Source organism: Lactiplantibacillus sp. DA1, assembly GCF_032681335.1.
In the GTDB taxonomy this organism is placed as follows: Bacteria; Bacillota; Bacilli; order Lactobacillales; family Lactobacillaceae; genus Lactiplantibacillus.
The window spans coordinates 132,630-155,819 of the sequence record NZ_JAWHTQ010000003.1 but is presented as its reverse complement, the minus strand read 5'-3'; the positions used below and the strand labels follow the sequence as shown (position 1 = coordinate 155,819).

Below are 23,190 nucleotides of genomic sequence, written 5' to 3'. Positions count from 1 at the left end.
TTAATGAAAAAATGGGAACAACAAACGATGAAGATTGTAGCAGTTGGAGCGATGGCGTTGACACTCGCGGGGTGTGCAACCGCAAAATCAAGTTCAAGTCAGGGGAATAATTCTGGTAAGACCATCAAGATTGGGGTCAATATGGAATTATCTGGATCTGCAGCCGGTTACGGAGAACAGCAAAAGCAAGGAATTCAATTGGCGGTTAATAAAATCAATAAGAGTGGTGGTATCAAGGTTGGGGGGACCAAGAAAAAGATTAAGCTGGTCATCCGGGACAACAAGACGTCCAACACGACGGCGGCCTCGGTTGCGGCTCAGTTGGTTAATAACGATAAGGTCGTAGCGGTAGTTGGGCCAGCAACCACCAGTGCCGGAACAGCTGCGATTCCTAATATGACTAAGGCGGCGGTGCCATCAGTTAGCCCATCGGCAACTGATCCGGACTATACGTTGCAAAAGAGCGGTAAAGTCCAAAAGTACATATTCCGAGCTTGTTATCAGAATAATTTCCAAGGTTCAACGGCTGCAACTTTTGTGACTAAGAATTTGAAAGCCAAACGCGTCGCTATCTTGACCGACAACTCAAGCGATTACGGCACGGGGCTAACCAAAGCATTCAAGAAGCAGTACAGTGGCAAAGTCGTTAGCAGCCAAACTTTCCAAGAGGGCGACAAGGACTTTAATGCCATCCTGACTTCTTTGAAGCATAAAAAAATTGATGCGATTTATGCGCCAGGTTATTATTCAGAAATCGGTTTGATCGTTAAGCAGGCTCGCCAAGCGGGCATTAAAGTCCCAATCGTTGGTAGTGACGGCATGGCGGATGCTAAGCTGGCCCAAATCGCTGGCAAGTCCAATGCCACTAACGTTTATTACACGACGCCATTTTCTACTAAGGCTTCGGCAACCAACAAGCTTGCTTCAAACTTTATGAGTGCTTATAAAGCAAAATATGGTAGCACGGCGCCAACCTTCTCAGCATTGGCTTATGATTCAGTTTATATGATCAAAGCGGCGATTGAAAAAGAAGGTTCGGCTAATTCCGTTAAAATTGCCGATGGCTTGGCTAAGCTTAAGAACTTCAAGGGTGTCACTGGGACGACAACAATTAACAAACAACATAATCCTGAAAAGACGATTTCGATTGAACAATTGACCAACGGTGCTGTTAGCAAGGTATATAACGTCAAGTAATCTAACTCGTTAAAGCGTGGGGGAACACATATGCAGACATTTGGACAACAACTGATTAACGGACTATCACTGGGCAGTATCTATGCGCTATTGGCGCTGGGCTACACGATGGTTTACGGTATTATCAAATTAATTAACTTCGCGCATGGTGATATTTATATGTTGGGCGCCTTTTGGGGCTATTACAGCCTGAAAACACTACACTTTAATTTTATTGCAGCGCTCCTCTCAGCCATGGTGATTTGTGCGATTAGTGGTGTGATCATTGAATACTTTGCGTACCGACCATTGCGACATTCGCCGCGTATTACGGCGCTGATTACGGCAATTGGTGTCTCATTCTTACTTGAAAACGGCATGTCATACTTTGTTGGTGCGAGTGCCCGCTCATTCCCGCAAGCGATTAAAGTGGTGACCTACCACTGGGCGGGGCTACGAGTGTCGAATGTCCAATTATTGATTCTCGGTACGGCCTGTTTATTAATGGTTTTATTGGAATTAATCATTAAACATACCAAGATGGGTAAGGCGATGCGAGCAGTCTCGGTTGATCCCGAAGCGGCCCAGCTAGTGGGAATCAGCCTTAACCAGACGATTTCGTTCACCTTCGCATTAGGTTCCGCAATGGCGGGAGCCGCAGGGGTCTTGATTGGATTGTACTATAACTCGATTGATCCATTGATGGGCATGACACCTGGTATTAAAGCCTTTGTGGCTGCCGTTATTGGTGGAATCGGTTCAATACCAGGAGCCTCACTAGGTGGCTTGATTATTGGTGTTCTGGAGACCGGGGTGCAAGCAATTGGACTATCAGCGTATAAAGATGCAGTGGTCTATTTCGTTTTGATTGTGATTCTACTAGTATTACCGGCTGGTATTTTTGGCAAACGAACTAAGGAAAAAGTCTGAGGGAGGTGGCTGATGATGAAAGCAAATTTGAAAACTAACTTGGCATGGCTAGGCATTATGGTCGCTGGTTTTGTCATTATTGATGGCTTGGAACTGATGGGTATCATCAATTCGTTCATTGAAAATATGTTAGTGACGATTGGAATCAATATCATTTTAGCAGTTGGACTCAATCTGGTTATTGGTTTTGCGGGTCAATTTTCACTCGGTCACGCCGGCTTTATGGCGATTGGCGCCTATGCGACTGGTATCATGACGCAAACGATGGCGACCCCCGCTGGCTTTTTCATTTCGATGATTGTCGGCATGGTGATTGCTATGATTGCGGCAGTGATTGTTGGTATCCCAACATTACGGCTCCGTGGTGACTACTTAGCCATTGCAACGATGGGGGCAGCGGAAATTATTCGCATTCTCATTAATAATTTAAAAATTACGAATGGTGCGGCCGGCCTATTCAACATTCCGGCTTTGGCATCCTGGGCGACCGTGTACGTTTTAATGTGTCTCACGACGATTGTGACGGTTAATTTTATTCATAGTCGCGGTGGTCGAGCCGTGATGGCTGTTCGTGATGATGAACTCGCTGCCGGCGCTATGGGTATTAACACGACTCGCTGGAAGCTAGCGGCCTTCGTCTTTGGGGCAGCGACTGCTGCCATTGGTGGGTCGTTACACGCGGCGTATATTCAAACGATTGCACCGGGTGACTTTAATATCATGGCCTCCATTGCAATTCTGATTATCGTGGTGCTTGGTGGTGTCGGCAGCATTACGGGTACCTTTGTCGCGGCGATTGTCTTAGGCGCACTTGATACGATTCTACAAAATTTCGGTACGATTCGAATGATTATTTATTCATTAGCACTGATTTTGATTATGATTTTTAAACCAGCTGGATTGTTAGGAACATGGGAATTTTCGTTTGCGAACCTGTTTAAACGTCGGCCAGCTAAGGAGGCGGTTAATCATGACTAGTCGGTTATTGGATGCGCAAGGCTTAGTGAAGAATTTTGGTGGGCTGACGGCCGTTGCTGATGTTTCAGTTCACTTTGATCAAGATGAGTTGATTGGACTAATCGGCCCCAATGGTGCGGGCAAAACGACCCTGTTCAATTTGTTGACCGGCGAGACGCCGGTTAGTTCGGGGAGTATTAGTTTTTATACGGATCAAGGCGTGGTGTCGTTAAATGGTCAGCGACCAGCTGCTATCGCCCGTGTTGGTATTTCACGAACGTTTCAAAATATTCGACTATTCAAAGAGATGAGCGTGTTAGATAATGTTCGGATTGCGATGACTAATCATTACCGTGAAGGATTTGTGACTAGCGTGTTACGGTTACCTAAATATTATCAAACTGAACGAATGATGACCAAGGCGGCCCAAGAATTGTTGTCAATGTTTGATTTAACGGCGGTGGCTGATCAACCTGCGAAAAGCTTGCCCTATGGTATTCAGCGACGATTAGAAATCGTACGGGCACTGGCAACTAAACCTAAATTGCTCTTTCTTGATGAGCCAGCTGCTGGTATGAATCCCGAAGAAACGGCAGCTTTGACGCGGTTGATTCGGCGAATTCAGCAGGAATTTCACATTACCATTGTATTGATTGAACATGATATGTCACTTGTCATGAACGTCGCTGAACGACTTTATGTGTTGGAACACGGGGCCTTACTGGCAACTGGCACTCCGCAAGCTATTCAGCATGATCCGGCCGTTATCAAAGCCTACTTAGGAGGGGTGTAAATGCTTAAAGTACGTGACTTAATCGTTAATTACGGTGCGATTCAGGCAGTCAAAGGTGTCAGTTTTGACGTGCATCAGGGTGAAATTGTGACGTTGATTGGTGCTAATGGGGCTGGAAAGTCCACCTTGTTACATACGATATCGGGATTAATGCGACCAGTTAGCGGCACCATTCACTACTTAGGTCGTCCGATTCAAAAAGCAGCCGCACCTAAAATCGTTCGCGCTGGCATTTCACAAGTCCCAGAAGGCCGGCATATTTTTCCCGGCTTATCAGTCCAAGAGAATTTGCAAATGGGGGCTTTTTTACGGCAGGAACGTAGTCAGCTGATTCAGACTTACCAGCAGGTTTATGAGTATTTTCCAATTTTAAAGAAGCGTCGTCATCAAGATGCGGCGACTTTATCAGGTGGTGAACAGCAAATGTTAGCGATGGGGCGGGCACTGATGGCCCAACCTAAACTAATGTTATTAGATGAACCATCGATGGGTTTAGCACCAATCTTTATTAATGAAATTTTTGAGATTATCAAGGCAATCAACCAGGCCGGAACGACGGTCTTATTGATTGAACAAAATGCCAATCAAGCACTCAAAATTGCGGACCGTGGTTATGTCTTGGCTAGTGGGCAGGTCAAGCTTAGTGGTCGTGGTTCAGAATTGTTGGCTAATTCAGAAGTTCAAAAAGCTTACTTAGGGGGTTAAGTATGAGTGTTGCAGATTATATGACACCACGACTGGTAGTTGTTAGTCCGAAAACGACGATTAGTGTGGCGGTCGAATTAATGAAGAAGAATGCGATTCACCGATTACCGGTTATGGCAGGACATCGAATGGTTGGTATTATTACGCATGGTATTATTCAGCGGGCCATGCCATCACAAGCGACCAGTTTGTCAGTTTACGAGTTAAACTATTTACTCAACAAGACGACCGTGGATCAAATCATGGAGACTGCGGTTCAAACGGTAGCAGCGGATGCACAATTGGAAGTGGCGATTGCCACGATGCGTCGACATAAGATCGGTGTCTTACCGGTGATGACGGCTGATCAAGTTGTGGGCATTATTACAAACAATGATATCTTGGATGCCTTCTTGAATATTGCTGGTTACGGTGAACCAGGTATTGTGACGCGGGTCGTCGTTCACCATGATCATGTTGGCGTTATTTTTGAAATCGGTAAGGTCTTAGCGGAGCATGATTTGAGTATTCAGACATTAATGGTAGTGAATCACCAAGCAACTAAAGTCATTGAGTTGCATGTTAACAGTGAGCAAGCCGTAGCAGTTAATCAAGTCTTATCACGTGCCGGCTTTGAAGTGCAACCAGTCAGTGATTGATGATGATTAGACGCGCATGTGGAATAACGTATGACGGGTCTTAAATATAGAGAAATAGTTGAAAGTGGACTAAAGGTGGTCTGCTGACAAGCATTAACATAAATCCGGCAATTATTCTGAGGCTTGGAATAATTGCCGGATTGGGATTAAACGAACCAAGTAATGTTGGTCAATCAAGGACAAAAAACGGCCGGGATGACTGACACGGTGGTGACCGACGATTGGGCAGCGACGAAAGGCATCGGATTAGCAGCTCAACCAGGTATTTATGCCGATATTTATCAAGGCACCTCGAGTTGGACATTGACCGATACACCAGATAAATGATTGGTTGGGTATCGGCTCAGTGACGGGTGTTTCATCGTTAGCCAGTGAATTTTTTACTAGTTGGTAGTTGACAAGTTAGGTGTCGCCATGGTTTACTATAAGCTATAAATTGAAATGGAGGATGACTAATATGTCATTAGTAACTAACCTTCAATTAAATAATCAATTTGCCTTTAGCTTTTTCTTTAGATAGCGTTTGTATTCGTTTGATGGATACAAACGCACGCAACGCGTTTGTATCTATCGGGAGCTAAAGTTATTCAACATGACTTAAATGCCAGGTAGATGCAGGGACAATCTATCTGGAAAACTATCGGGCCCGATAAAACACCAGTTAGATTCTTCCCAGAATCTAACTGGTGTTTTTTATTTTCGGTCCACTTCGTCAAGACGTTGATGAAAGTTGGGCGGAACACACAACTTTTAAGGGGAATCTCAAGATGAAAAAGACAATTTTAAGTGGATTAATTTTAGGTGCCGGGCTACTTTTGGCCGGCTGTGGTCAACAGGCGACCAGTAGCAAGTCAAGTGTGTCGGTGGGAATCTTACAAGTTGTTCAACACGGTTCATTAGATCAAGCGCGTAAAGGATTCAAGGTAGGACTGCAAAAAGAACTCAAAGCGCACGGTAGTAAGGTGACCGTTAAATATCACTATCTGAATGCGCAAGGTGATCAGAGTAATCTGAATACGATGAGTCAACAACTCGTCCAACAGAAGAATGATTTGTTAGTGGGAATTGCAACGCCCGCTGCTCAGGCCCTCGCTAAGAAAACGACAACGGTGCCGACCTTGGTTACGGCTGTCACCGATTTGAAAGCGGCGGGGTTGGTCAAAAGTGATGCGAAGCCCCAAACTAATGTGAGCGGCACGAGCGATTTAATGCCCGTTGGCAAACAATTACAGTTATTGAAGAATATAACCACTGGTAATAAACCGTTGGGAATTATGTATAACTCGTCAGAAGAAAATTCGGTGCTACAAGTCAAGCTGGCGAAGGCTTATGCGAAAAAGCACGGTATCAACTTAAAGGTTGTTAGCGCAACGAGTACCAATGACGTTGCCAGTGTTTTGGCCGGTTTGACGGGTAAAATATCAGGGCTCTACTTACCAACCGATAATTTGATGGCGAGTGCGATGAAGACGATTGGTCAGAAGACCAAGGCTGCCAAGTTGCCAGTGGTAACGGGTTCGATTGAGATGGCTGAAGATGGTGGGACTGCGACGTATGGTCTTAACTATTACGAATTAGGTGAACAGACTGGAAAAATGGCTTACCAAGTATTAATCAAGAAGCAGAAGCCGCAAACGATGGCGGTTCAAACAGCTGACAAGTTACACCTTTACATCAATAAAGCGAATGCTAAAGCAATCGGCTTACAACCAAGCACAATTAAGCAACCATAAGAGGGGAGCGAGGTAATATGTTAATCACGAGTATTGGACAAGGTTTATTATGGGCGCCACTGGTCATCGGGGTGTTCCTCACCTTCAGAATTTTAAACATTCCTGATTTGACCACCGAGGGTAGTTTTCCATTAGGGGCTGCCGTGACGATTAGTAGCATGTTGGCGGGACAGTCAGCTATCGTGGCGAGTTTATTAGGATTTGTCGCTGGGTGTTTGGCCGGTTGGGTCACGGGGGTACTGGATACCAAGCTTAAGATGCCGTCATTATTGGCCGGAATTCTAACGATGACGGGACTATATTCCATCAACATGCACATTATGGGCAAGGCCAATATTCCCTTGCTTGACCAGAAAACGTTGATGGGGTGGTTACCAACGAATTGGTCTTTGAATTTACAAACGATTGTGATCGGTGCTGTGGTTACGCTGGTCGTCCTGGCCGGGTTGATTTGGTTGTTCCAAACGCGTTTGGGACTGTCCTTGATGGCAACGGGTAATAATCCTGCGATGAGTGCTGCGAATGGGATCTATACCGATCGGATGGTCATTATTGGGTATATGTTATCAAACGGCTTGATTGCCTTGTCGGGTAGCCTGATTGCACAGAGCAATGGCTACGCGGATATTGGGATGGGGATTGGGACGATTGTCATCGGGCTGGCTTCAGTCCTAGTTGGTGAGATCTTCTTACATGGTCGTCAAATCTGGGTCCGTTTGACCGGCATGGTCGTGGGCGCCATTATCTATCGTTACTTACTGACTTTGGCAATGGGCTTAGGTTTTCCCGTCAATGATCTAAAGATTTTATCAGCGGCGATTCTTGTCATCGTCATCTGCTTGCCACTATTACAAAATAAATACCGGACAAAACGGCAGTTGCGCCGGTACCTTAAAGAGATTGGAGTCGATCAACATGTCACAACCAACTATTCTGAACGTCCAACACTTACAAAAAGTCTTCTTTCCAGGAACCAGCAACGAGCGGCACGTCTTAAAGGACGTGAATCTAACGATTGAGCCTGGCGAATTTGTGGCGGTTATTGGGAACAACGGCGCCGGCAAGTCGACCTTGCTCAATACGATTGCGGGCACGTTAAATACGGATGCTGGCGAGATCACACTAGCTAATCATCGGGTGACCAATCGCCCCGTCGCGTATCGGTCACGGTGGGTGGCTCGGGTTTTCCAAGATCCTAAGTTGGGTACTGCTGGCGAATTAAGCGTGGCTCAGAATCTTACGTTAGCCCAACGCCATACGGGGAGTTTGAGCCTGCGCCGTTACCGTCAACGTGGACAGGAAGAACGGCACTTAAAGTTGCTGGCTAGTCTTAACATGGGGTTAGAGGCGCGACTGAATACGCAAGTGAAGTATTTATCCGGGGGGCAACGGCAAGCCTTATCTCTATTGATGGCCACCTTAAGCCAACCAGAGCTCTTGTTGCTGGATGAGCATACGGCGGCGCTTGACCCGAAGACGAGTGCGGAAGTGATGGCGCTGACCCAACAAATTGTGACGTCTAATCACCTGACAACGATGATGATCACGCACAAGATGAGCGACGCGTTGACGTACGGCGATCGGCTGGTGATGGTGCAGGATGGTCAGATCAAGTTGGACGTGCGTGGTGCCGAGAAGCAGGCGTTACGGGCGGATGATTTGGTGACGATGTTCGCAGCTGAGGGGTGAGGTTGTCGTTGCGATTGTGAGAATCGTTTGACAATAGCCCAGTGTCAGTTGGCATCCACATGTAATCTTGCTTAGCGTAACTTTGCAATTGAATAAATAATAAGTCTTAGGTCATTGATGATAAATAAAGTTGTCTCAATGGTATCGGGGGCTAGCAATAAATTTCTCGAAAGCAACTAGCGTAAAAATATTGGTCGGAACAGTAAGTGGTGACGATAGCGCTGGCAAAAAAAATTGTGAAAATAAATACAAAATCAGTTATAATAAGATTGATTGATGAATTTGTTATTTTTTAAAAGAGGAGCTGTTTAGAATGCCAACAACCATGACGACTAATATTAAAAATAATGATTTTAAAGACGTGGTGTTTAACCGTCAATCAGTACGGCAGTTTGATCCGACTGTTAAAATTGACCGTGAAGAATTGCAAACGATGATTGATGAAGCAATCAGTGCGCCATCAGCATGTAACTTGCAATCTTGGCATTTTGTGGTTGCTGATAGTGCGGCCGGCAAAGCGAAGGCCAAGTCGGTTTTAATGCCGTTTAATTATCCACAAATTGATTCTTGTTCAGCCATGATTTTTGTCCTGGGCGATACGCAATCGCATTTGGTCTATCGGGACGTGTGGAATAAAGCTTGTGAAGAAGGACGCATTACTGCGGAAAAACGAGATCAGATCTTCAAGACGTTCTTACCAATGTATGAAAATGCGAGTCCTGAATTCCTACAAGCCGATGCGATGATTGATAGTAGTATGGCCGCAATGCAATTACTATTGATTGCCCGTGCACATGGCTATGATGCTAATCCAATTGCGGGCTATGCGGCAGATAAAGTCGCGACGACCTTTGGCTTGGATGCCAAGCGCTATGTACCAGTGATGGCTATTGCAATTGGTAAGGCAGCTAGCGAACCGATTACGACGACGCGCTATGCTGGCACACAAGTCTCTGAATTCATTTAATTGAGCTAACCTTTTCAACTCGCGAAAATATCGCGAGTTTTTTTGTCATCGGGCTTGTTCTCGAACGCGTTTGAGCATGTACACTAAGAGCACGATTAATAAAATAATTTAGGGGAGTATATTGACATGATTAATTATTTGTTTTCAGATTTAGATGGGACATTGTTGAATTCCCAAGGGACTGTGAGTCCGCAAACTGTTCAAGCGGTGCGAAAAAGTGGCTTGCCAATGACGTTGGTGTCGGCGCGTGCACCTATTGAAATGCGTGGTGCGATTCAGGCGCTAGGGTTAACTGGGCCCCAGATCGGCTTTAATGGGGGCTTGATTTTTGACTATCGTCAGAATCAAGTCCAGGCATTACAAGCAGCGCCGTTAGAGCAAGCCTTGGCACTGCAGGTGCTCGACTTTATTAAGGCCACCGCACCAACAGTCAGCTTGAGCTGTTACACTCAGTCGGAGTGGCTGACGGAAAAAGTTGATGCGGGAACGCGAGCTGAAGAGCAACTGACGGGACAAATAGCAACACCGATTGCGAGTTATGCCGCTCAATTTAGTCAACATTCAGCTGCTATTTTTAAAATCATGATTATGACTTTAGACAATCAGGTGATGGCGACGCTTGCGATGACCCTTAAACAAATGGTCGGTAGCAGCGCTAGTGTTAAGTTGTCTGGACAGACGTATTTAGAAATAACTAGTGCTCAGGCACAAAAATCCCGTGGCATTGCATTTATCAAGGAACGATTTCATCTAACCACTGGTGAACTTGCGGCCTTTGATGATGGTGAAAATGACTTACCAATGCTGAAGGTGGTCGGCCTGCCGATTGTGATGGGGAATGCTGATCTAACCATTCAGCAATATGGTCAACACGTCACCAAGTGTAATGATGAAGATGGCGTGGCTTATGCCTTGGAACATTTGATTGGGAGGTAGCGTGGATGACGAATATTCATGATATTGCCCGCTTATCTGGCTACTCGGTCTCAACGGTTTCGCGCGTGCTGAATCAAAAAAATTATGTTTCGGCCAAGACCCGTGCCGATATTGAGGCGGTGATTGATAAATTGGATTATGTGCCAAACGCAGTCGCTCGTAATCTAAGTCGGGGGGCAACGCTAACGATTGGGGTCGTGTTACCACACGTGGATCACCCGTACTTTACCCAACTGTTACATGGCATCATGCGCGCTGCGTTTGCTGCTAATTATCATATTGTGTTGTTGCCATCCAAGTGGGAGCCACAATTAGAATTGAAATACTTGGAGGCGCTACGGCAGCATGCTTATGATGCGTTGATTTTTACGTCACACGGATTACCGCTACAAAGGCTGGCAACTTATCAACGGTATGGGCGGATTGTGCTGTGTGAGAATCCACACGACTATTCCTTACCGGCTGCTTACGCTGAGCGCACTGCGACATACGTTGAGGCGTTCACATATCTCAAACATCGACGGCACCAACGAGTCGCAATTTTAACAAGTCGACCACTTGAGGCTAGCGCTACAACTAAGGCGATGGTGAGTGCCTATGAACAAGTGTATCAGCGGGCGCTACCAACTGAATTATTGTATACCGGGATTATTACGGCGGATGATGGGGCCCGTGCTGGCACTTATTTTGCCCAACTTACTGAACCGGTGACTGCGGTACTGACGAATGGTGATGATATTGCAGTAGGAATGCGCCGTGCGTATTTGGCGGCGCACCAGCCCGTACCATTTTTGATTGGCCAGGAGAACCAATTATCTGGTGAAGTATTAGGCATACCAACCATTGACCATCACTTTGAGACCGTGGGGGCCCGGGCACTGGATTTAGCAATCAGTGAGCAGCCACAAAGTATTGCGCTACCAGCTGAGCTCATTATTAATCATTAAGGATCCAAGATTGAATCATCGTAAGTCCGGTCTTTCTGAGAACTGTTTGTCAGAAAGACTGGATTTTTCAGTTATTGCGCGATCGTCAGCATTGATCATTAATTTAAAATCAAAGTTGGTGATGATAATTGCCGTTAGATCGCGGCTGGTTGACGCAATGAAAAATATATTTACTAATTTAGTTAGTTTTTGTTGTATTAATCTAACTATCGTGCTAACATAAGCATCATTCAAATCAAGGAGGACAAAAAATTCATGACAGTTAATAATCGTGATTTATTTAGTAGTTTTGGGAAGTTATTTCAAAATCGGGCCTTCGTCATGGCGGTCGCGCAACAATTTCATTTTGGCGACCGTGGTTCTGAGCGTGGCGGGCGTGGTCAAATGGGCATTTTACGGGTGTTGGCGGATGCCCCCGCTGGTTTAACCAATGCGGAGATTGCTGAAATTTTGGATATTCGACCAAGTTCAGTTAGTGCCACGTTGAATCGGTTAGAAGATGGCGGTTTGATTGAACGTGAACCCAGTGCTCATGACAAACGCGTGGTGATCGTGCGATTAAGTGACCGTGGTCGTGAGATGGCGGACCATCGCGCGCAGGGAACGAGTGATCTGGCGGATCAGTTATTTGGCAATCTGACGGATGATGAGCGCGATCAGTTACAACACTTATTAGATAAGTTGCGGGCCAATGCGGATGACATCGATATTCAAGATTTAATGCAATTTGGTCAACAACACGGTTTTGGTCCACGTCCCGGTTGGGGTCATGGGCATCATTGGTTTAATTAAACTTTAGAAACACGAGGCATAAGAGCAGATGGAACGACCACAAGCAGCATACTCGCGTCCGGCGGGTGGTAAATTTGATTTAAAACAATTCTTACAATTGATTCGGCACGCTAGCCCTCGTTATTGGCAACTCTGGTTGGGCTTGACATTAGGCTTATTGGCGACTGGTGCGCAGTTGATGGTGCCCAAGTTTGCCCAAACGTTGATTAATGGGTTTAGTCACGGCGTTAATCAGACCTTACTAATTGGTGTGATTGGCTTATTCCTAATCAGTGCGGTCATCAGCGCGTTATCCGGTTCCTTATTGGGGATTTTTGGTGAAAATGTTGTTGCTAACTTACGGGGGACTTTGTGGCATAAATTAGTGCGGTTGCCGGTTAGCTACTTTGATAACGTTAAGACGGGTGAAATGACATCGCGGTTGGTCAATGATTCGACGCAGATCAAAGACTTGCTCGCTAACGCGTTTCCGCAAGTCGTGACGTCGTTGATGCAACTAGTGGGGGCGATTGCCATCATGGTCTTGATGGATTGGCGGATGACCTTGATTATGGTCTTGGCGATTCCAGCTGTCCTGTTGGTGATGTTCCCAATTATGCGTCAAACTGGCAAGATTGGTCATGAACGCCAAGATGCTCTAGCTAATTTTAGTGGGACGGCAGAAGAAACGCTGAGTGAGATTCGCTTAGTGAAATCGTCAAATGCTGAACCCGTCGAAACGACAACGGGTGCACGCCAAATCAAGACGTTATATCGGATTGGGCTACGCGAAGCCATCTATGATTCCATTTCGAGTCCAGTCATGACGGCAACGATGATGGCGTTATTCGTCGGGGTACTATTGTATGCGTCTGCGCGGGTTGCCAGTGGAACGATGACGATGGGGACTTTGGTCTCATTTCTAATGTATCTGTTCCAAATCATTGGCCCAGCTGGGATGCTTGGTCAGTTCTTCACCACGTTAGCAAAGGCCAGTGGCTCGACGGCTCGGATTCGGGAGTTGTTGAATGAACCGGAAGAACAATTAACAGTTGGTGTTGAACACGCAGTCGCCAATGAGACTTTGGCGATGCACCATGTTGACTTTGCCTATGATGATGATCAACAAATTTTGCACGATGTCAGTTTTGAAGCTAAACCAAATACAGTGGTGGCGTTTGCGGGACCGTCTGGTGGTGGTAAGTCGACTATCTTTGGCCTTCTGGAACGTTATTATCAACCAACTGCTGGTGAAGTTAGTATTGGCGGGCAAGATGTTAATGAACTAAGTCTCAATAGTTGGCGGTCACAAATCGGGTATGTCAGTCAGGACTCGGCAATCATGGCCGGCACGATTCGTCAAAACTTAACGTACGGTGCTGATCGGTTATACTCCGACAATGAGTTGTGGCACGTCTTAGAATTGGCTTCTGCGGCTGACTTTGTACGTGCCATGGCGGATGGCCTTGAGACGCAAGTTGGCGAACGTGGGGTTAAAGTCAGTGGTGGTCAACGGCAACGGTTAGCCATTGCACGGGCCTTTCTACGGGACCCCAAGATTCTGATGCTCGATGAAGCGACTGCTAGTTTGGATTCTGAATCAGAAGCGATGGTCCAACAAGCGCTCGGTGAGTTAATGAAGGGCCGGACGACCCTAGTGATCGCCCATCGGCTGAGCACAATCGTGGATGCGGATCAGATTTACTTCATTGAAGATGGGCATGTGAGTGGTTCAGGTACGCATCAAGAGCTGATGGCGAACGTTCCACTCTATCGGGATTACGTTAAAATTCAATTTAAAGATTAACTGAAAATAGTTGGTTACCATGACGTGGGCACGTGGTAATCAACTGTTTTTGTTGTCCAGTATCGGTTAGAAAAGCATAATTTGATATAATATGTCGGGATGAATTGTCATTATAAAAGAATATACATTTACTGGATTAAGCGCTATCATTGTTATGATAACTAGTTTAATTGATAAAGGAATGATAAAACGATGCAGTCATTAGGAGTTATTGATATTGGTGGCACGACCATTAAGTTTGCTGTGTGGCAAGATCAGCAATTAGTTGCTAAGGCCAAAGTGACGACGCCCACAACACTAGCTGAATTTTACACTTTGCTAACCACGCAGGTCGCGCAGATGAAACGCGATTATCAAATTGCTGGCGTAGGCATTAGCTCGCCCGGGGCTGTCAACAAGGCAACTGGAATTATTGAGGGTGCCAGCGCACTGCCGTATATTCATAATTTTCGGATTCAGCCGGAATTACAACGACGCTTTGAATTACCGGTCAGTATAGAAAATGACGCCAATTGTGCGGCGTTGGCTGAATTGGCGGATGGGGCTGGGAAACAGGTTGCTAGCCTGTGCTTCTTAATTGTGGGAACCGGTGTTGGTGGGTCGGTCATTGTGAATCATCAAATTTGGCACGGCGCGCACTTATTCGGTGGTGAGTTTGGATTCACGCTCATGAATGACCATCAGATCTTAAGTGAGTTAGGTACCGCGGTAGCTGTTGCGAAGCGATACAACGCGAGCCATCCAGCTCAACCTGAGCTAGACGGGCAAACCGTGTTTGAACTGGCTGCCAAGGGTGATGCTGATGCTCAAGCCGAAGTTCAAGTTATGGTTCGGGCCTTAGCGCGGGCCATCTACAACTTACAATACAGCTTTGACCCGGAATTGATCGTGATGGGCGGGGCGGTCTCGAATAATCCGCACTTACTCCCAGCAATCAATGCTGAAATTGAAAAATTGCGGGCAACGGTCAAAATTGCTTCTATAAAACCAGAGGTTGTGGCTTGTCATTTCACCGATGAAGCTAATTTACGAGGAGCGGTCGTTGACTTTTGTCAGACGTATCCGGATATTCGAGAATAAAAGTCTGGAAAGTCGATGCCAAACAAGTTATTCGCATTTCAACGCCAACTTACTTAGAATAGTCATAATAATTATAAATTCTAAGTAAGGAAGTATGGACTGATGGTAATGCGTGATCTAAATATTGGCACGAAAGTCGGGTTAGGCGTTCTCAATGACCGGTGGGCTGCGTTAGTGCTGATCAACCTGAAGGCGGCGCCAACTGAGATTATGAATTTGCGCCAGCGAGTTAGGGGTCTTAGCACGCTTAAACTACTGAATGTTTTAGCTAAATTAACCGAATTAGGATTAGTTGCGACTGGAGGGAACTATCAATTTCAGTTGACGACTGCGGGCATTAGTTTTCAAAAGCAACTGCATCAGTTGGAAGTGTGGGGCGATCAAATGATCGTGGCCATGCACTGAATATAATAAGTATTGACTGTCGTGACTAAAAGCTGGTCGTAATCCACAATTATGGGATTATGACCAGTTTTTAGTTTGGTTTCTAGTTATTATCGTCCCCAAGCGGACGATCGGAAAAGAGATGGTAAGCTGCGGTGTAGCGGCTCTGAACGATAATGTTGGCGACCACTTCAGGTGGCTCCGGATGGGACTTGGTCAGCCAGTGCTGAATAATTGCCAGTACGCCACTAAAGTAGATTGGCATGGCGTAGTCAGCCGGAATCGACTGGAAATATTGATGATTTAAGGGCGCCTGCTCAGTAGTGGCGAGTAAATTATCAATGAGACCGGCCTGAAACTGATCAAGAAACTGTGGATCACCATGGGGGCCAAGCAAGGCCTGAAAACTAGCCAATTGGGTGTTGATATTCGTTGTTAGTTCCAGATAGGTTGGATAAGCATTCCGCGGGTCAGGATGAACCAAGGCAGCTTGAATCCCTTGGTTAAGGACTTGCTTTGAAACGGTTGCTTGTTCGATTAAAGCATGTTCGAAAGCGTGAATGAAGTCGTAAATATCTTGAAAGTGACTGTAAAAACTCCCACGACTAACGTGTGCTGCTTTGACGACCATGGTGACAGTCAATTTAAAGATGGGGGTCACTGTCAGTAGTGTTGGGACAGTTGCGAACATTTTCTGTACGACAAGCGGATAGTTAGTTGTCATCATGTCACCTCCTGTAAATGGTCAATTCGACATCAATTGTACATTTCCAACGCACTCGTTTGGTCTTAGACTATGGTTATTCTAAAAAACGAGGTGCAGATAATGTCAAAAATTGATTTTCATACCCACTATTTACCAACGAGTTACGTTGAGGCACTAAAGCGTCATGTTCCAGGTGATCCTGATGGCTGGCCGACACCTGAGTGGACACCACAACTTACGCTTAACTTTATGCGTGATAATGATATTAGTTACTCGATTTTATCGTTATCATCCCCACACGTGAACTTCGGTGATAAGGCGGAAACCATACGCTTAGTTGAAGCGGCTAACGACGATGGTAAAAGCTTAGCCCAGCAATATCCAGATCAATTAGGATACTTGGCGAGTCTACCAATCCCTTATGAACTGGATGCTGTCAAAACGGTGCAACAGGCTTTGGACCAGGATGGTGCTTTAGGCGTCACAGTGCCAACCAACTCACGTGGACTTTACTTTGGATCACCAGTCTTGGAACGGGTCTACCAAGAACTAGATGCTCGCCAAGCGATTGTGGCTTTGCATCCAAATGAACCAGCAATCTTGCCTAAAAACGTTGATATTGATTTACCAGTGCCATTGTTGGGATTCTTCATGGATACCACGATGACGTTTATTAATATGTTGAAATATCATTTCTTTGAAAAATATCCTAATATCAAGGTGATTATACCGCATGCTGGTGCTTTTTTGGGAATTGTTGATGATCGAATCGCACAATATGCTCAGAAGGTTTATCAAGTGGATGTTTACGATGTGATGCACCACGTTTATTTTGATGTAGCTGGAGCCGTGCTACCAAGGCAGTTGCCAACTTTAATGAGCTTGGCTCAGCCTGAGCACCTACTTTACGGGAGTGATATTCCATATACGCCGTTAGATGGCTCGCGGCAATTAGGTCACGCTTTAGCAACGACTGATCTATTAACAAATGAGCAGAAACAAGCGATCTTTTACGATAACGCCCATCGCTTACTGACTGAGTAAGTGATGTTAGGATAACTGTTAAATTTTTGGCGTGACCAATATTAAAAGACCGGAACACCTGTTAATTACTGGTGTTCCGGTCTTTTACGTTGTTGTTAGCATAATTAGTTGGGCTAATCTGCTGTACGGGTAATGCAAGTAATCAGAACCCTCGTCTAATAATAAAGTGGCTATGGTGTTGCTGTTTTAGCCATTGTCTGACCGACCGTTGCGGTATATTCACGTTCACCAAGACTGTTGGGATGTAAATTATCTTTGACAAACCAGTTGTCGTTGTCTTGCGCAACGTATAGCCAATCAATGAGATGCACATTGTTATATTTTTTAGCGGCCGCGGCAATCAATTGGTTGTTAGGGTCTTGCCAATCTTTGCCTGGAACGCGGGTGTTGACCCAGTAAATCTGGTGGTTGCTGCCAATCTGATCAATGATCCCATCGATTTCGGCGGCACTCGTTGGACCGTTCGTCCCCAAGTTGATTAGCACGTTTTTCTGAATTGCATTATCAGCTTTTAATTGGCTAATGACGGCTGGTGCTTCCGACACTTGGCGACCAACCTTGGCGTCAACGTTAAAATGGCCAAAGATTTGTTTTAAGTCACTCGTGGTGCGGACCATGATTGAATCACCGATACCGGTTACTTTAAGTTTGCGTAGTGCGTGAATTTCACTCGTTGATAATTGATATTTTTCGCCAAGGGCACTATCCGAGACGGTATGCGTGGCGCCCTTAGTTTTAGTATTCCCCGTAATGGCATTGCCAATGCTGACAACTTGTTGCTTAATGGTTGGTGTTGGAATAATCAATGCGCCACCAATGAAGACGACAGCAAAGATCCCAACTAACCAATAAATTAATTTTTGATGTTTCATTTGACACCTCCATACCCCGCTATAAGATTAGCCTACCACTTTAGCGGTGTCAATTATGAAATTAATTATATGGTCATCAAAGTTGCATCAGCGTTAGTTTGTTAAGTAAGACATTCAAGCCAGTTTTGAAAAGGCCATTGGAAAGTTAAGGTGTGCTTGTTAGACTAAGACTAGTGACTTTTGGAGGTGGATTGAATGCAAAAGAAAACGGTGGGGTTATTGTTAGCCAGTGTGGGCCCCTTTTTGTGGGGGAGTTCGGGAACGGTGGCGCAGCATTTATTTGATACGACGGTCATCTCACCACTGTGGCTAGTTGCGGTGCGGATGCTAGTATCAGGGGGGCTATTAATATTATATGGACTTGGTCGTCGGTTACCCGTAATGGCGGTGTTTCACGACTCGCGGGCAACAGTGCGTCTGATTGTGTTCAGCCTGTTCGGGATGGCTGGTGTTCAACTGACTTATTTTATGGCCATTAGTACGGGAAATGCGGCGATGGCAGCGATTCTGCAATTTTTGTCACCGGTCATGATTATTATTTTCATTACCGCCACCACTTGGCAGCTCCCCAGTAAGGTAGACGTCATTTCTGTAATCTCGGCGATTATTGGGACGATTCTAATCGTTACGGAAGGCCGGACTCATTCGCTAGCTTTACCAGTAATTGCAATTATTTGGGGCTTGTTGGCTGCAGTTGGGGCGACGATTTACACGTTGATGCCGACCAAGTTACTAACGAGGTATGGCGCCACGCCTATTGTTGGGTGGTCGATGTTAATTGGTGGGTTCCTAGTGCTGATTGGAACGGGAGCTTGGCGTCATTCACCACAGCTAACCTGGGCTGCATGGGGGCAAGTCAGTTTTGTAGTGATTTTTGGGACGATGCTAGCCTACTTATTTTTTCTGCAAAGCCTCGAATTTATCTTACCAACGACCGCGAGTGTTTTGGGGGCGATTGAACCATTAGCAGCCACTATTTTAAGTGTCTTCTTTTTACACGTTCACTTTAATTGGGTCGGACTGATTGGTGCGATGATGATTGTTGGGGTGACTATTTTGCAATTTGCCGCCACTCGTGCGAATCAGTTTGTCCCCAAGTGAGTACTAAGTGATTTGAATGGAACACAGAATCAATTAATGGCTCTATTCAATAGACACACATGCTATTGAAAGGTCATCAATCGCCTTAGCATCATTATTCGCAATTAATAATAGATTATTTAAAGGGAGTTGCTTTAAACTTGATAATAGGGGTAAAGTAACGGTTAGATAGAAACGGAGGTGGAGAGATGATTGAGCGCTTAATCTTTGATCCTGACTGGTTGGTTCCTGAACAAGTCCAAGTTGCAGGTCAAACGGTCCATTACTATGCGGCCCGAGATATTCTGTATGTTCAGCATCCGGTGGCAAGTATTCAGGTGTTAAATGTATTTGTGCCAGCAGCTTATTTGCATGATGGTTCAGTTAATGGTTATCAAAGAACGACTGCGCCAATCTTGATGCCTAATACGGTTGGTGGCTACATGCCTGGTCCAGCGGATGATCCACAGCGAACGGCATGGCCAACGAATGCGACCACGATTCAGCAGGCGCTAAAACGAGGCTATGTGGTGGTGGCCGCCGGGATTCGAGGACGTACCACGCTTGATGGGTCAGGCCAACGGGTCGGACAGGCACCGGCCTTTATCGTAGATATGAAGGCGGCTATTCGCTACGTTAAGTATAACCAGAAGCGGCTGCCAGGTGATACGAATCGGATTATCACGAATGGAACGAGTGCCGGGGGTGCTACTTCCGCTTTAGCGGGGACTAGTGGAAATAGCGCCTATTTTGAAACGGCGTTAACCGCGCTTGGTGCGGCACCAACGACTGACGATATCTTTGCGGTGTCGGCTTACTGCCCGATTCATAATCTGGAACACGCAGACATGGCCTATGAGTGGCAATTTAACGACATCAATGACTGGTACCGATATCAACCAGTAGCGGGAACCGCTGTGAACGGGCGTCCGCAATTTGAACCAGTTAGTGGTGTGTTGGATTCTGAAGCGCAGGCACTTTCAGCGACTTTAAAACGCCAATTTAGGGATTATTTGAATCACTTGGGGTTAAAAGCGACTGACGGAACGACGTTGACCGTGACAGCGGCTGGTACTGGCCCTTTTCGTGAAGTCGTCCGCCACTTATTGATGGCTTCGGCACAAAATGCGCTGGACCAAGGAACTGATATTCATAAGTATGCGGGTTTTACCGTCACGGCTGGTCAAGTGACTGAACTAGATTTGACAGCCTATCTGAAATCGTTAACACGGATGAAAGCCGTACCAGCATTTGACCAATTGGATTTGGACAGTCCTGAAAATAATTTGTTTGGTGATGCGCTGGTGCTAGGCAAGCACTTTACAGCATTGTCGCAGGCACGAAGTACGGTTACGGCTCAACTGGCCGATGATGATCTTGTCAAGGCGGTTAATCCAATCAGCTACTTATTAACACAACAGGCACAAGTTGCTAAACATTGGCGGATTCGTCATGGCGCAGCTGACCGGGATACGAGTTTTGCGATTCCAATCATTCTAGCAACGATGCTCAAAAATCAGGGCTATGATGTTGACTTTGCGTTACCATGGGACATTCCACATAGTGGCGATTACGATTTAGGGGAATTATTCGCCTGGATTGATCACTTGTGTCAATAATTTGAATGTTTTAACCTGAATGAGAATGACCAGCAGCTGTACCAAAGCTTGCTGGTCATTCTTTTTATGATGTCGTTATTAGAACAATGCTGAAAATAACGTTGACAATTTTCATAACTCATGGTTAAATGTAGCTATTCTCATATTTCTCTAATCATATTCTTATTAATTTAAATGGAGGCTTACATATGGAAACCAAAACTACCGCGGATAACGCGACACATAAGATGAGTACCATGGATTACGTTTATAAAGTTTCAGCCGGTGTTTCTAATGCAATTTTGGTTTGTTTGGGAATTGGGTTGCTATTGCAATCACTTGCTAATTTTGTTCACTGGACGGCGTTGTATCAAATAGGGGCGATTGCGCAAGTATTACTAGGACCAGCCTTTGGGGTCGCCATTGCGACGATGCTTAACAGTAATACGCTGGTCACGTTTAGTGCCATGATTTCATCCACGATTGGTGCCAACGCGGTGTATTTCTCACAATCAGCTACTAACGGCGTAACGGCTACTGGACATACATTAGCTCAGGCGGCCCAGAGTTCTGTTTTTACCACTGGACAACCGATTTCAGCAGTTGCGGCTGGGCTGGTAGCGGTGCTGGTCGGTAATTATTTAACGGGTAAGACACCGCTTGATATGATGCTAGTGCCATTAGCGGCTACCTTTGTTGGTGCGGTGGTTGGTTTGGGATTAGCAGCAGTGACGACACCAGCGCTTGTCTGGTTGAGTAAATTCATTGCGACCTCGATGAAAGTTAACCCGTTGATGGGGTCAATGGCGGTCTCGCTCGCTTGGGCCTTATTCCTGATGACGCCAGCCTCTTCGGCGGCACTGGCCGTTGCTGTGATGTTGGATCCAGTGTCGTCTGGCGCAGCCTTGATTGGAACGACCGCCCAGTTCGTGGGCTTTACGATTATGTCTTTTCGCCAAAACAACTTGGGGGCCAATATCGCGCAGGGGATTATTACGCCTAAAGTCCAATTTCCAAACTTGCTGGTGAATCCGCGTTTAGCGATTCCACCAATGGTTGCGGCCATTGTTTCTGCGCCAGTTGCGACAATGGTTTTCCACTTTTCAACGAGCTACAAGTTAGCAGGCTTAGGTTTGAATTCACTGATTGCGCCAATTTCGTTAGCTTCGACTAACTTTAACCAGTTTGTGGTCTACCTGCTGACGGGCGTCCTGATGCCAGCCGTTATTTCAATCGTACTGTACCGCGTACTAGTGGCGGCGAAGTGGGTTGAATCGCGGCAGTTACAGTTGGAAGTGGTTTAATGTGAGATTTGGATGCTCAAACTAAGGCCTGTTTCTATGACTAATGATTACCGTCATAGAAGCAGGCCTTTTGTATGGTATTAGCTGATTGCCTGAGGTTAAGTGATCAATCCAATTAATTACTTGTCAATCAGAATACCAATCCACTATATTAAAAGTGTAAGTAATGAAAAGTGAGATGACAACTAATGGATTTCAAAATTAAACGGGATGGGTTGGCTTTACAAGCGAGGCTGGAGACACCAATAACGCCAAGCACGACGTTGGTTATCTTGATGCATGGTTTTACGGCTGATATGGGTTACGATACAACTCAATTCGTCCCCCAACTAGCACAGGCCCTCGTTACCCATGGTCTAGCAGTTCTGCGTTTTGATTTTAATGGTCATAGCCGTAGTGAGGGGCGTTTTCAAGATATGACGGTTGTTAATGAGATTGCGGATGCTAAAGCTGTTTTGGATAAAGCCTTAGCCTTGCATTATTCACGCATCGTCTTGGCTGGTCATTCACAAGGCGGAGTGGTGGCAAGTATGCTAGCGGGATATTATCCAGACGTAATTGACCAACTTGTATTAATGGCGCCAGCCGCAACGTTAAAGACTGATGCGCAACAAGGTGTCCTGCAAGGTGCGACCTATGATCCACAGCACATTCCGGCTTATTTAAATATTCGTGATGACCTAAAAGTTGGTGGCTTTTATTTGCGGACCGCGCAACAGTTGCCGATTTATGAGGTAGCTCAGCAGTATGCTGGTCCGGTGACGTTGATTCACGGCACGGCTGATACGGTGGTCTCACCGCGTGCGTCTGAAAAATATCATGAGGTTTATCAGCACAGTCAGTTGCATTGGGTTCAGGACGGTGACCATCGCTTTAGTGGGGATGCGCGGTCTACAGCGATTCGCTTAGCCCTAGGAGTTTTCAAATAACAACTGCCACTTGCTAGTAAAAGGTTGAGCTGGTTAACGTTGATATTATTAGCTACAGTAGACTCAAATTAGATTTAGGTTTAATAAAAATAACCTTAATCTTTTGATGTGAGACGCCTATACTAAGAGTAGTTATTTTTCTGA

General features: G+C 45.7%; 24 protein-coding genes. 22 read left to right on the top strand and 2 right to left on the bottom strand.

The window, feature by feature from the left end:
- Nucleotides 1-3: 3 nt before the first annotated feature.
- The 17 genes from RXV91_RS05785 (at nt 4) to RXV91_RS05705 (ending at nt 15,534) form a co-directional block, all read left to right on the top strand.
- Nucleotides 4-1,197, top strand: a complete 1,194-nt coding sequence (locus tag RXV91_RS05785; RefSeq protein WP_316439080.1) for an ABC transporter substrate-binding protein — start codon at nt 4-6, stop codon at nt 1,195-1,197.
- A 30-nt stretch (nt 1,198-1,227) separates the two neighbouring features.
- Nucleotides 1,228-2,106, top strand: coding sequence for a branched-chain amino acid ABC transporter permease (locus tag RXV91_RS05780; RefSeq protein WP_316439079.1), 879 nt, complete (start codon nt 1,228-1,230; stop codon nt 2,104-2,106).
- A 15-nt stretch (nt 2,107-2,121) separates the two neighbouring features.
- The gene (locus RXV91_RS05775) at nt 2,122-3,084 is read left to right on the top strand and encodes a branched-chain amino acid ABC transporter permease (RefSeq protein WP_316439308.1); all 963 of its coding nucleotides are present in this window, start codon (nt 2,122-2,124) and stop codon (nt 3,082-3,084) included.
- Nucleotides 3,077-3,856, top strand: coding sequence for an ABC transporter ATP-binding protein (locus RXV91_RS05770; RefSeq protein ID WP_316439078.1), 780 nt, complete (start codon nt 3,077-3,079; stop codon nt 3,854-3,856). Before RXV91_RS05775 ends, RXV91_RS05770 begins: the two co-directional genes overlap by 8 nt.
- On the top strand, nt 3,857-4,561 hold the full coding sequence (locus RXV91_RS05765; RefSeq protein WP_316439077.1) for an ABC transporter ATP-binding protein: 705 nt from the start codon (nt 3,857-3,859) through the stop codon (nt 4,559-4,561). It begins immediately after the preceding gene.
- Between the two features lie 2 nt (nt 4,562-4,563).
- Nucleotides 4,564-5,199: a CBS domain-containing protein gene (locus tag RXV91_RS05760; protein ID WP_021731046.1), complete on the top strand. Its 636-nt coding sequence runs from the start codon at nt 4,564-4,566 to the stop codon at nt 5,197-5,199.
- A 162-nt stretch (nt 5,200-5,361) separates the two neighbouring features.
- Entirely contained in the window at nt 5,362-5,526 is a 165-nt protein-coding gene (locus RXV91_RS05755) for a hypothetical protein (RefSeq protein WP_316439076.1), read from the top strand.
- 440 nt (nt 5,527-5,966) lie between these two features.
- On the top strand, nt 5,967-6,932 hold the full coding sequence (locus RXV91_RS05750; protein WP_316439075.1) for an ABC transporter substrate-binding protein: 966 nt from the start codon (nt 5,967-5,969) through the stop codon (nt 6,930-6,932).
- A 17-nt stretch (nt 6,933-6,949) separates the two neighbouring features.
- Nucleotides 6,950-7,951: an ABC transporter permease subunit gene (locus tag RXV91_RS05745; protein WP_316439074.1), complete on the top strand. Its 1,002-nt coding sequence runs from the start codon at nt 6,950-6,952 to the stop codon at nt 7,949-7,951.
- Nucleotides 7,848-8,621 (top strand): ATP-binding cassette domain-containing protein, encoded by a 774-nt coding sequence (locus RXV91_RS05740; protein WP_316439073.1) that lies wholly within the window; start codon nt 7,848-7,850, stop codon nt 8,619-8,621. The genes RXV91_RS05745 and RXV91_RS05740 overlap by 104 nt, the downstream gene beginning before the upstream one ends.
- A 313-nt stretch (nt 8,622-8,934) precedes the next feature.
- Nucleotides 8,935-9,588: a nitroreductase family protein gene (locus RXV91_RS05735; RefSeq protein WP_316439072.1), complete on the top strand. Its 654-nt coding sequence runs from the start codon at nt 8,935-8,937 to the stop codon at nt 9,586-9,588.
- A gap of 126 nt (nt 9,589-9,714) precedes the next feature.
- Nucleotides 9,715-10,524: a Cof-type HAD-IIB family hydrolase gene (locus tag RXV91_RS05730; RefSeq protein WP_316439071.1), complete on the top strand. Its 810-nt coding sequence runs from the start codon at nt 9,715-9,717 to the stop codon at nt 10,522-10,524.
- A 5-nt stretch (nt 10,525-10,529) separates the two neighbouring features.
- The gene (locus tag RXV91_RS05725) at nt 10,530-11,471 is read left to right on the top strand and encodes a LacI family DNA-binding transcriptional regulator (RefSeq protein ID WP_316439070.1); all 942 of its coding nucleotides are present in this window, start codon (nt 10,530-10,532) and stop codon (nt 11,469-11,471) included.
- Nucleotides 11,472-11,726: 255 nt separating this feature from the next.
- The gene (locus tag RXV91_RS05720) at nt 11,727-12,263 is read left to right on the top strand and encodes a MarR family winged helix-turn-helix transcriptional regulator (protein WP_021731037.1); all 537 of its coding nucleotides are present in this window, start codon (nt 11,727-11,729) and stop codon (nt 12,261-12,263) included.
- A gap of 28 nt (nt 12,264-12,291) precedes the next feature.
- On the top strand, nt 12,292-14,049 hold the full coding sequence (locus RXV91_RS05715) for an ABC transporter ATP-binding protein (protein WP_316439069.1): 1,758 nt from the start codon (nt 12,292-12,294) through the stop codon (nt 14,047-14,049).
- 192 nt (nt 14,050-14,241) lie between these two features.
- A complete protein-coding gene (locus tag RXV91_RS05710; RefSeq protein ID WP_316439068.1) occupies nt 14,242-15,129 on the top strand; it encodes an ROK family protein in 888 nt (295 codons plus the stop codon).
- 102 nt (nt 15,130-15,231) lie between these two features.
- Nucleotides 15,232-15,534, top strand: coding sequence for a winged helix-turn-helix transcriptional regulator (locus tag RXV91_RS05705; protein WP_316439067.1), 303 nt, complete (start codon nt 15,232-15,234; stop codon nt 15,532-15,534).
- Nucleotides 15,535-15,616: 82 nt separating this feature from the next.
- On the opposite strand, the gene RXV91_RS05700 is transcribed toward RXV91_RS05705, so the two are convergent.
- Entirely contained in the window at nt 15,617-16,240 is a 624-nt protein-coding gene (locus tag RXV91_RS05700; RefSeq protein WP_316439066.1) for a TetR-like C-terminal domain-containing protein, read from the bottom strand.
- Between the two features lie 99 nt (nt 16,241-16,339).
- Here RXV91_RS05700 and RXV91_RS05695 point away from each other — a divergent pair, with 99 nt between their 5' ends.
- On the top strand, nt 16,340-17,263 hold the full coding sequence (locus RXV91_RS05695) for an amidohydrolase family protein (RefSeq protein WP_011101982.1): 924 nt from the start codon (nt 16,340-16,342) through the stop codon (nt 17,261-17,263).
- Between the two features lie 170 nt (nt 17,264-17,433).
- Here RXV91_RS05695 and RXV91_RS05690 read toward each other — a convergent pair whose 3' ends face one another.
- Nucleotides 17,434-18,135, bottom strand: coding sequence for an esterase (locus tag RXV91_RS05690; RefSeq protein ID WP_316439065.1), 702 nt, complete (start codon nt 18,133-18,135; stop codon nt 17,434-17,436).
- Nucleotides 18,136-18,330: 195 nt separating this feature from the next.
- On the opposite strand from RXV91_RS05690, the gene RXV91_RS05685 reads away from it, so the two are divergent.
- The 4 genes from RXV91_RS05685 (at nt 18,331) to RXV91_RS05670 (ending at nt 23,046) form a co-directional block, all read left to right on the top strand.
- Entirely contained in the window at nt 18,331-19,236 is a 906-nt protein-coding gene (locus RXV91_RS05685; RefSeq protein WP_316439064.1) for an EamA family transporter, read from the top strand.
- Nucleotides 19,237-19,424: 188 nt separating this feature from the next.
- Nucleotides 19,425-20,834, top strand: coding sequence for a subtype B tannase (locus RXV91_RS05680; RefSeq protein ID WP_316439063.1), 1,410 nt, complete (start codon nt 19,425-19,427; stop codon nt 20,832-20,834).
- Between the two features lie 188 nt (nt 20,835-21,022).
- Nucleotides 21,023-22,117 (top strand): PTS sugar transporter subunit IIC, encoded by a 1,095-nt coding sequence (locus RXV91_RS05675; protein WP_316439062.1) that lies wholly within the window; start codon nt 21,023-21,025, stop codon nt 22,115-22,117.
- A 188-nt stretch (nt 22,118-22,305) separates the two neighbouring features.
- The gene (locus tag RXV91_RS05670; protein ID WP_316439061.1) at nt 22,306-23,046 is read left to right on the top strand and encodes an alpha/beta fold hydrolase; all 741 of its coding nucleotides are present in this window, start codon (nt 22,306-22,308) and stop codon (nt 23,044-23,046) included.
- Nucleotides 23,047-23,190: the final 144 nt, after the last annotated feature.

Bases quoted from the DNA above. Each gene is read 5' to 3' on its own strand.
- RXV91_RS05785 (WP_316439080.1), top strand. From the start codon at position 4: ATGAAAAAATGGGAACAACAAACGATGAAGATTGTAGCAGTTGGAGCG.
- RXV91_RS05780 (WP_316439079.1), top strand. From the start codon at position 1,228: ATGCAGACATTTGGACAACAACTGATTAACGGACTATCACTGGGCAGT.
- RXV91_RS05775 (WP_316439308.1), top strand. From the start codon at position 2,122: ATGAAAGCAAATTTGAAAACTAACTTGGCATGGCTAGGCATTATGGTC.
- RXV91_RS05770 (WP_316439078.1), top strand. From the start codon at position 3,077: ATGACTAGTCGGTTATTGGATGCGCAAGGCTTAGTGAAGAATTTTGGT.
- RXV91_RS05765 (WP_316439077.1), top strand. From the start codon at position 3,857: ATGCTTAAAGTACGTGACTTAATCGTTAATTACGGTGCGATTCAGGCA.
- RXV91_RS05760 (WP_021731046.1), top strand. From the start codon at position 4,564: ATGAGTGTTGCAGATTATATGACACCACGACTGGTAGTTGTTAGTCCG.
- RXV91_RS05755 (WP_316439076.1), top strand. From the start codon at position 5,362: ATGTTGGTCAATCAAGGACAAAAAACGGCCGGGATGACTGACACGGTG.
- RXV91_RS05750 (WP_316439075.1), top strand. From the start codon at position 5,967: ATGAAAAAGACAATTTTAAGTGGATTAATTTTAGGTGCCGGGCTACTT.
- RXV91_RS05745 (WP_316439074.1), top strand. From the start codon at position 6,950: ATGTTAATCACGAGTATTGGACAAGGTTTATTATGGGCGCCACTGGTC.
- RXV91_RS05740 (WP_316439073.1), top strand. From the start codon at position 7,848: ATGTCACAACCAACTATTCTGAACGTCCAACACTTACAAAAAGTCTTC.
- RXV91_RS05735 (WP_316439072.1), top strand. From the start codon at position 8,935: ATGCCAACAACCATGACGACTAATATTAAAAATAATGATTTTAAAGAC.
- RXV91_RS05730 (WP_316439071.1), top strand. From the start codon at position 9,715: ATGATTAATTATTTGTTTTCAGATTTAGATGGGACATTGTTGAATTCC.
- RXV91_RS05725 (WP_316439070.1), top strand. From the start codon at position 10,530: ATGACGAATATTCATGATATTGCCCGCTTATCTGGCTACTCGGTCTCA.
- RXV91_RS05720 (WP_021731037.1), top strand. From the start codon at position 11,727: ATGACAGTTAATAATCGTGATTTATTTAGTAGTTTTGGGAAGTTATTT.
- RXV91_RS05715 (WP_316439069.1), top strand. From the start codon at position 12,292: ATGGAACGACCACAAGCAGCATACTCGCGTCCGGCGGGTGGTAAATTT.
- RXV91_RS05710 (WP_316439068.1), top strand. From the start codon at position 14,242: ATGCAGTCATTAGGAGTTATTGATATTGGTGGCACGACCATTAAGTTT.
- RXV91_RS05705 (WP_316439067.1), top strand. From the start codon at position 15,232: ATGGTAATGCGTGATCTAAATATTGGCACGAAAGTCGGGTTAGGCGTT.
- RXV91_RS05700 (WP_316439066.1), bottom strand. From the start codon at position 16,240: ATGATGACAACTAACTATCCGCTTGTCGTACAGAAAATGTTCGCAACT.
- RXV91_RS05695 (WP_011101982.1), top strand. From the start codon at position 16,340: ATGTCAAAAATTGATTTTCATACCCACTATTTACCAACGAGTTACGTT.
- RXV91_RS05690 (WP_316439065.1), bottom strand. From the start codon at position 18,135: ATGAAACATCAAAAATTAATTTATTGGTTAGTTGGGATCTTTGCTGTC.
- RXV91_RS05685 (WP_316439064.1), top strand. From the start codon at position 18,331: ATGCAAAAGAAAACGGTGGGGTTATTGTTAGCCAGTGTGGGCCCCTTT.
- RXV91_RS05680 (WP_316439063.1), top strand. From the start codon at position 19,425: ATGATTGAGCGCTTAATCTTTGATCCTGACTGGTTGGTTCCTGAACAA.
- RXV91_RS05675 (WP_316439062.1), top strand. From the start codon at position 21,023: ATGGAAACCAAAACTACCGCGGATAACGCGACACATAAGATGAGTACC.
- RXV91_RS05670 (WP_316439061.1), top strand. From the start codon at position 22,306: ATGGATTTCAAAATTAAACGGGATGGGTTGGCTTTACAAGCGAGGCTG.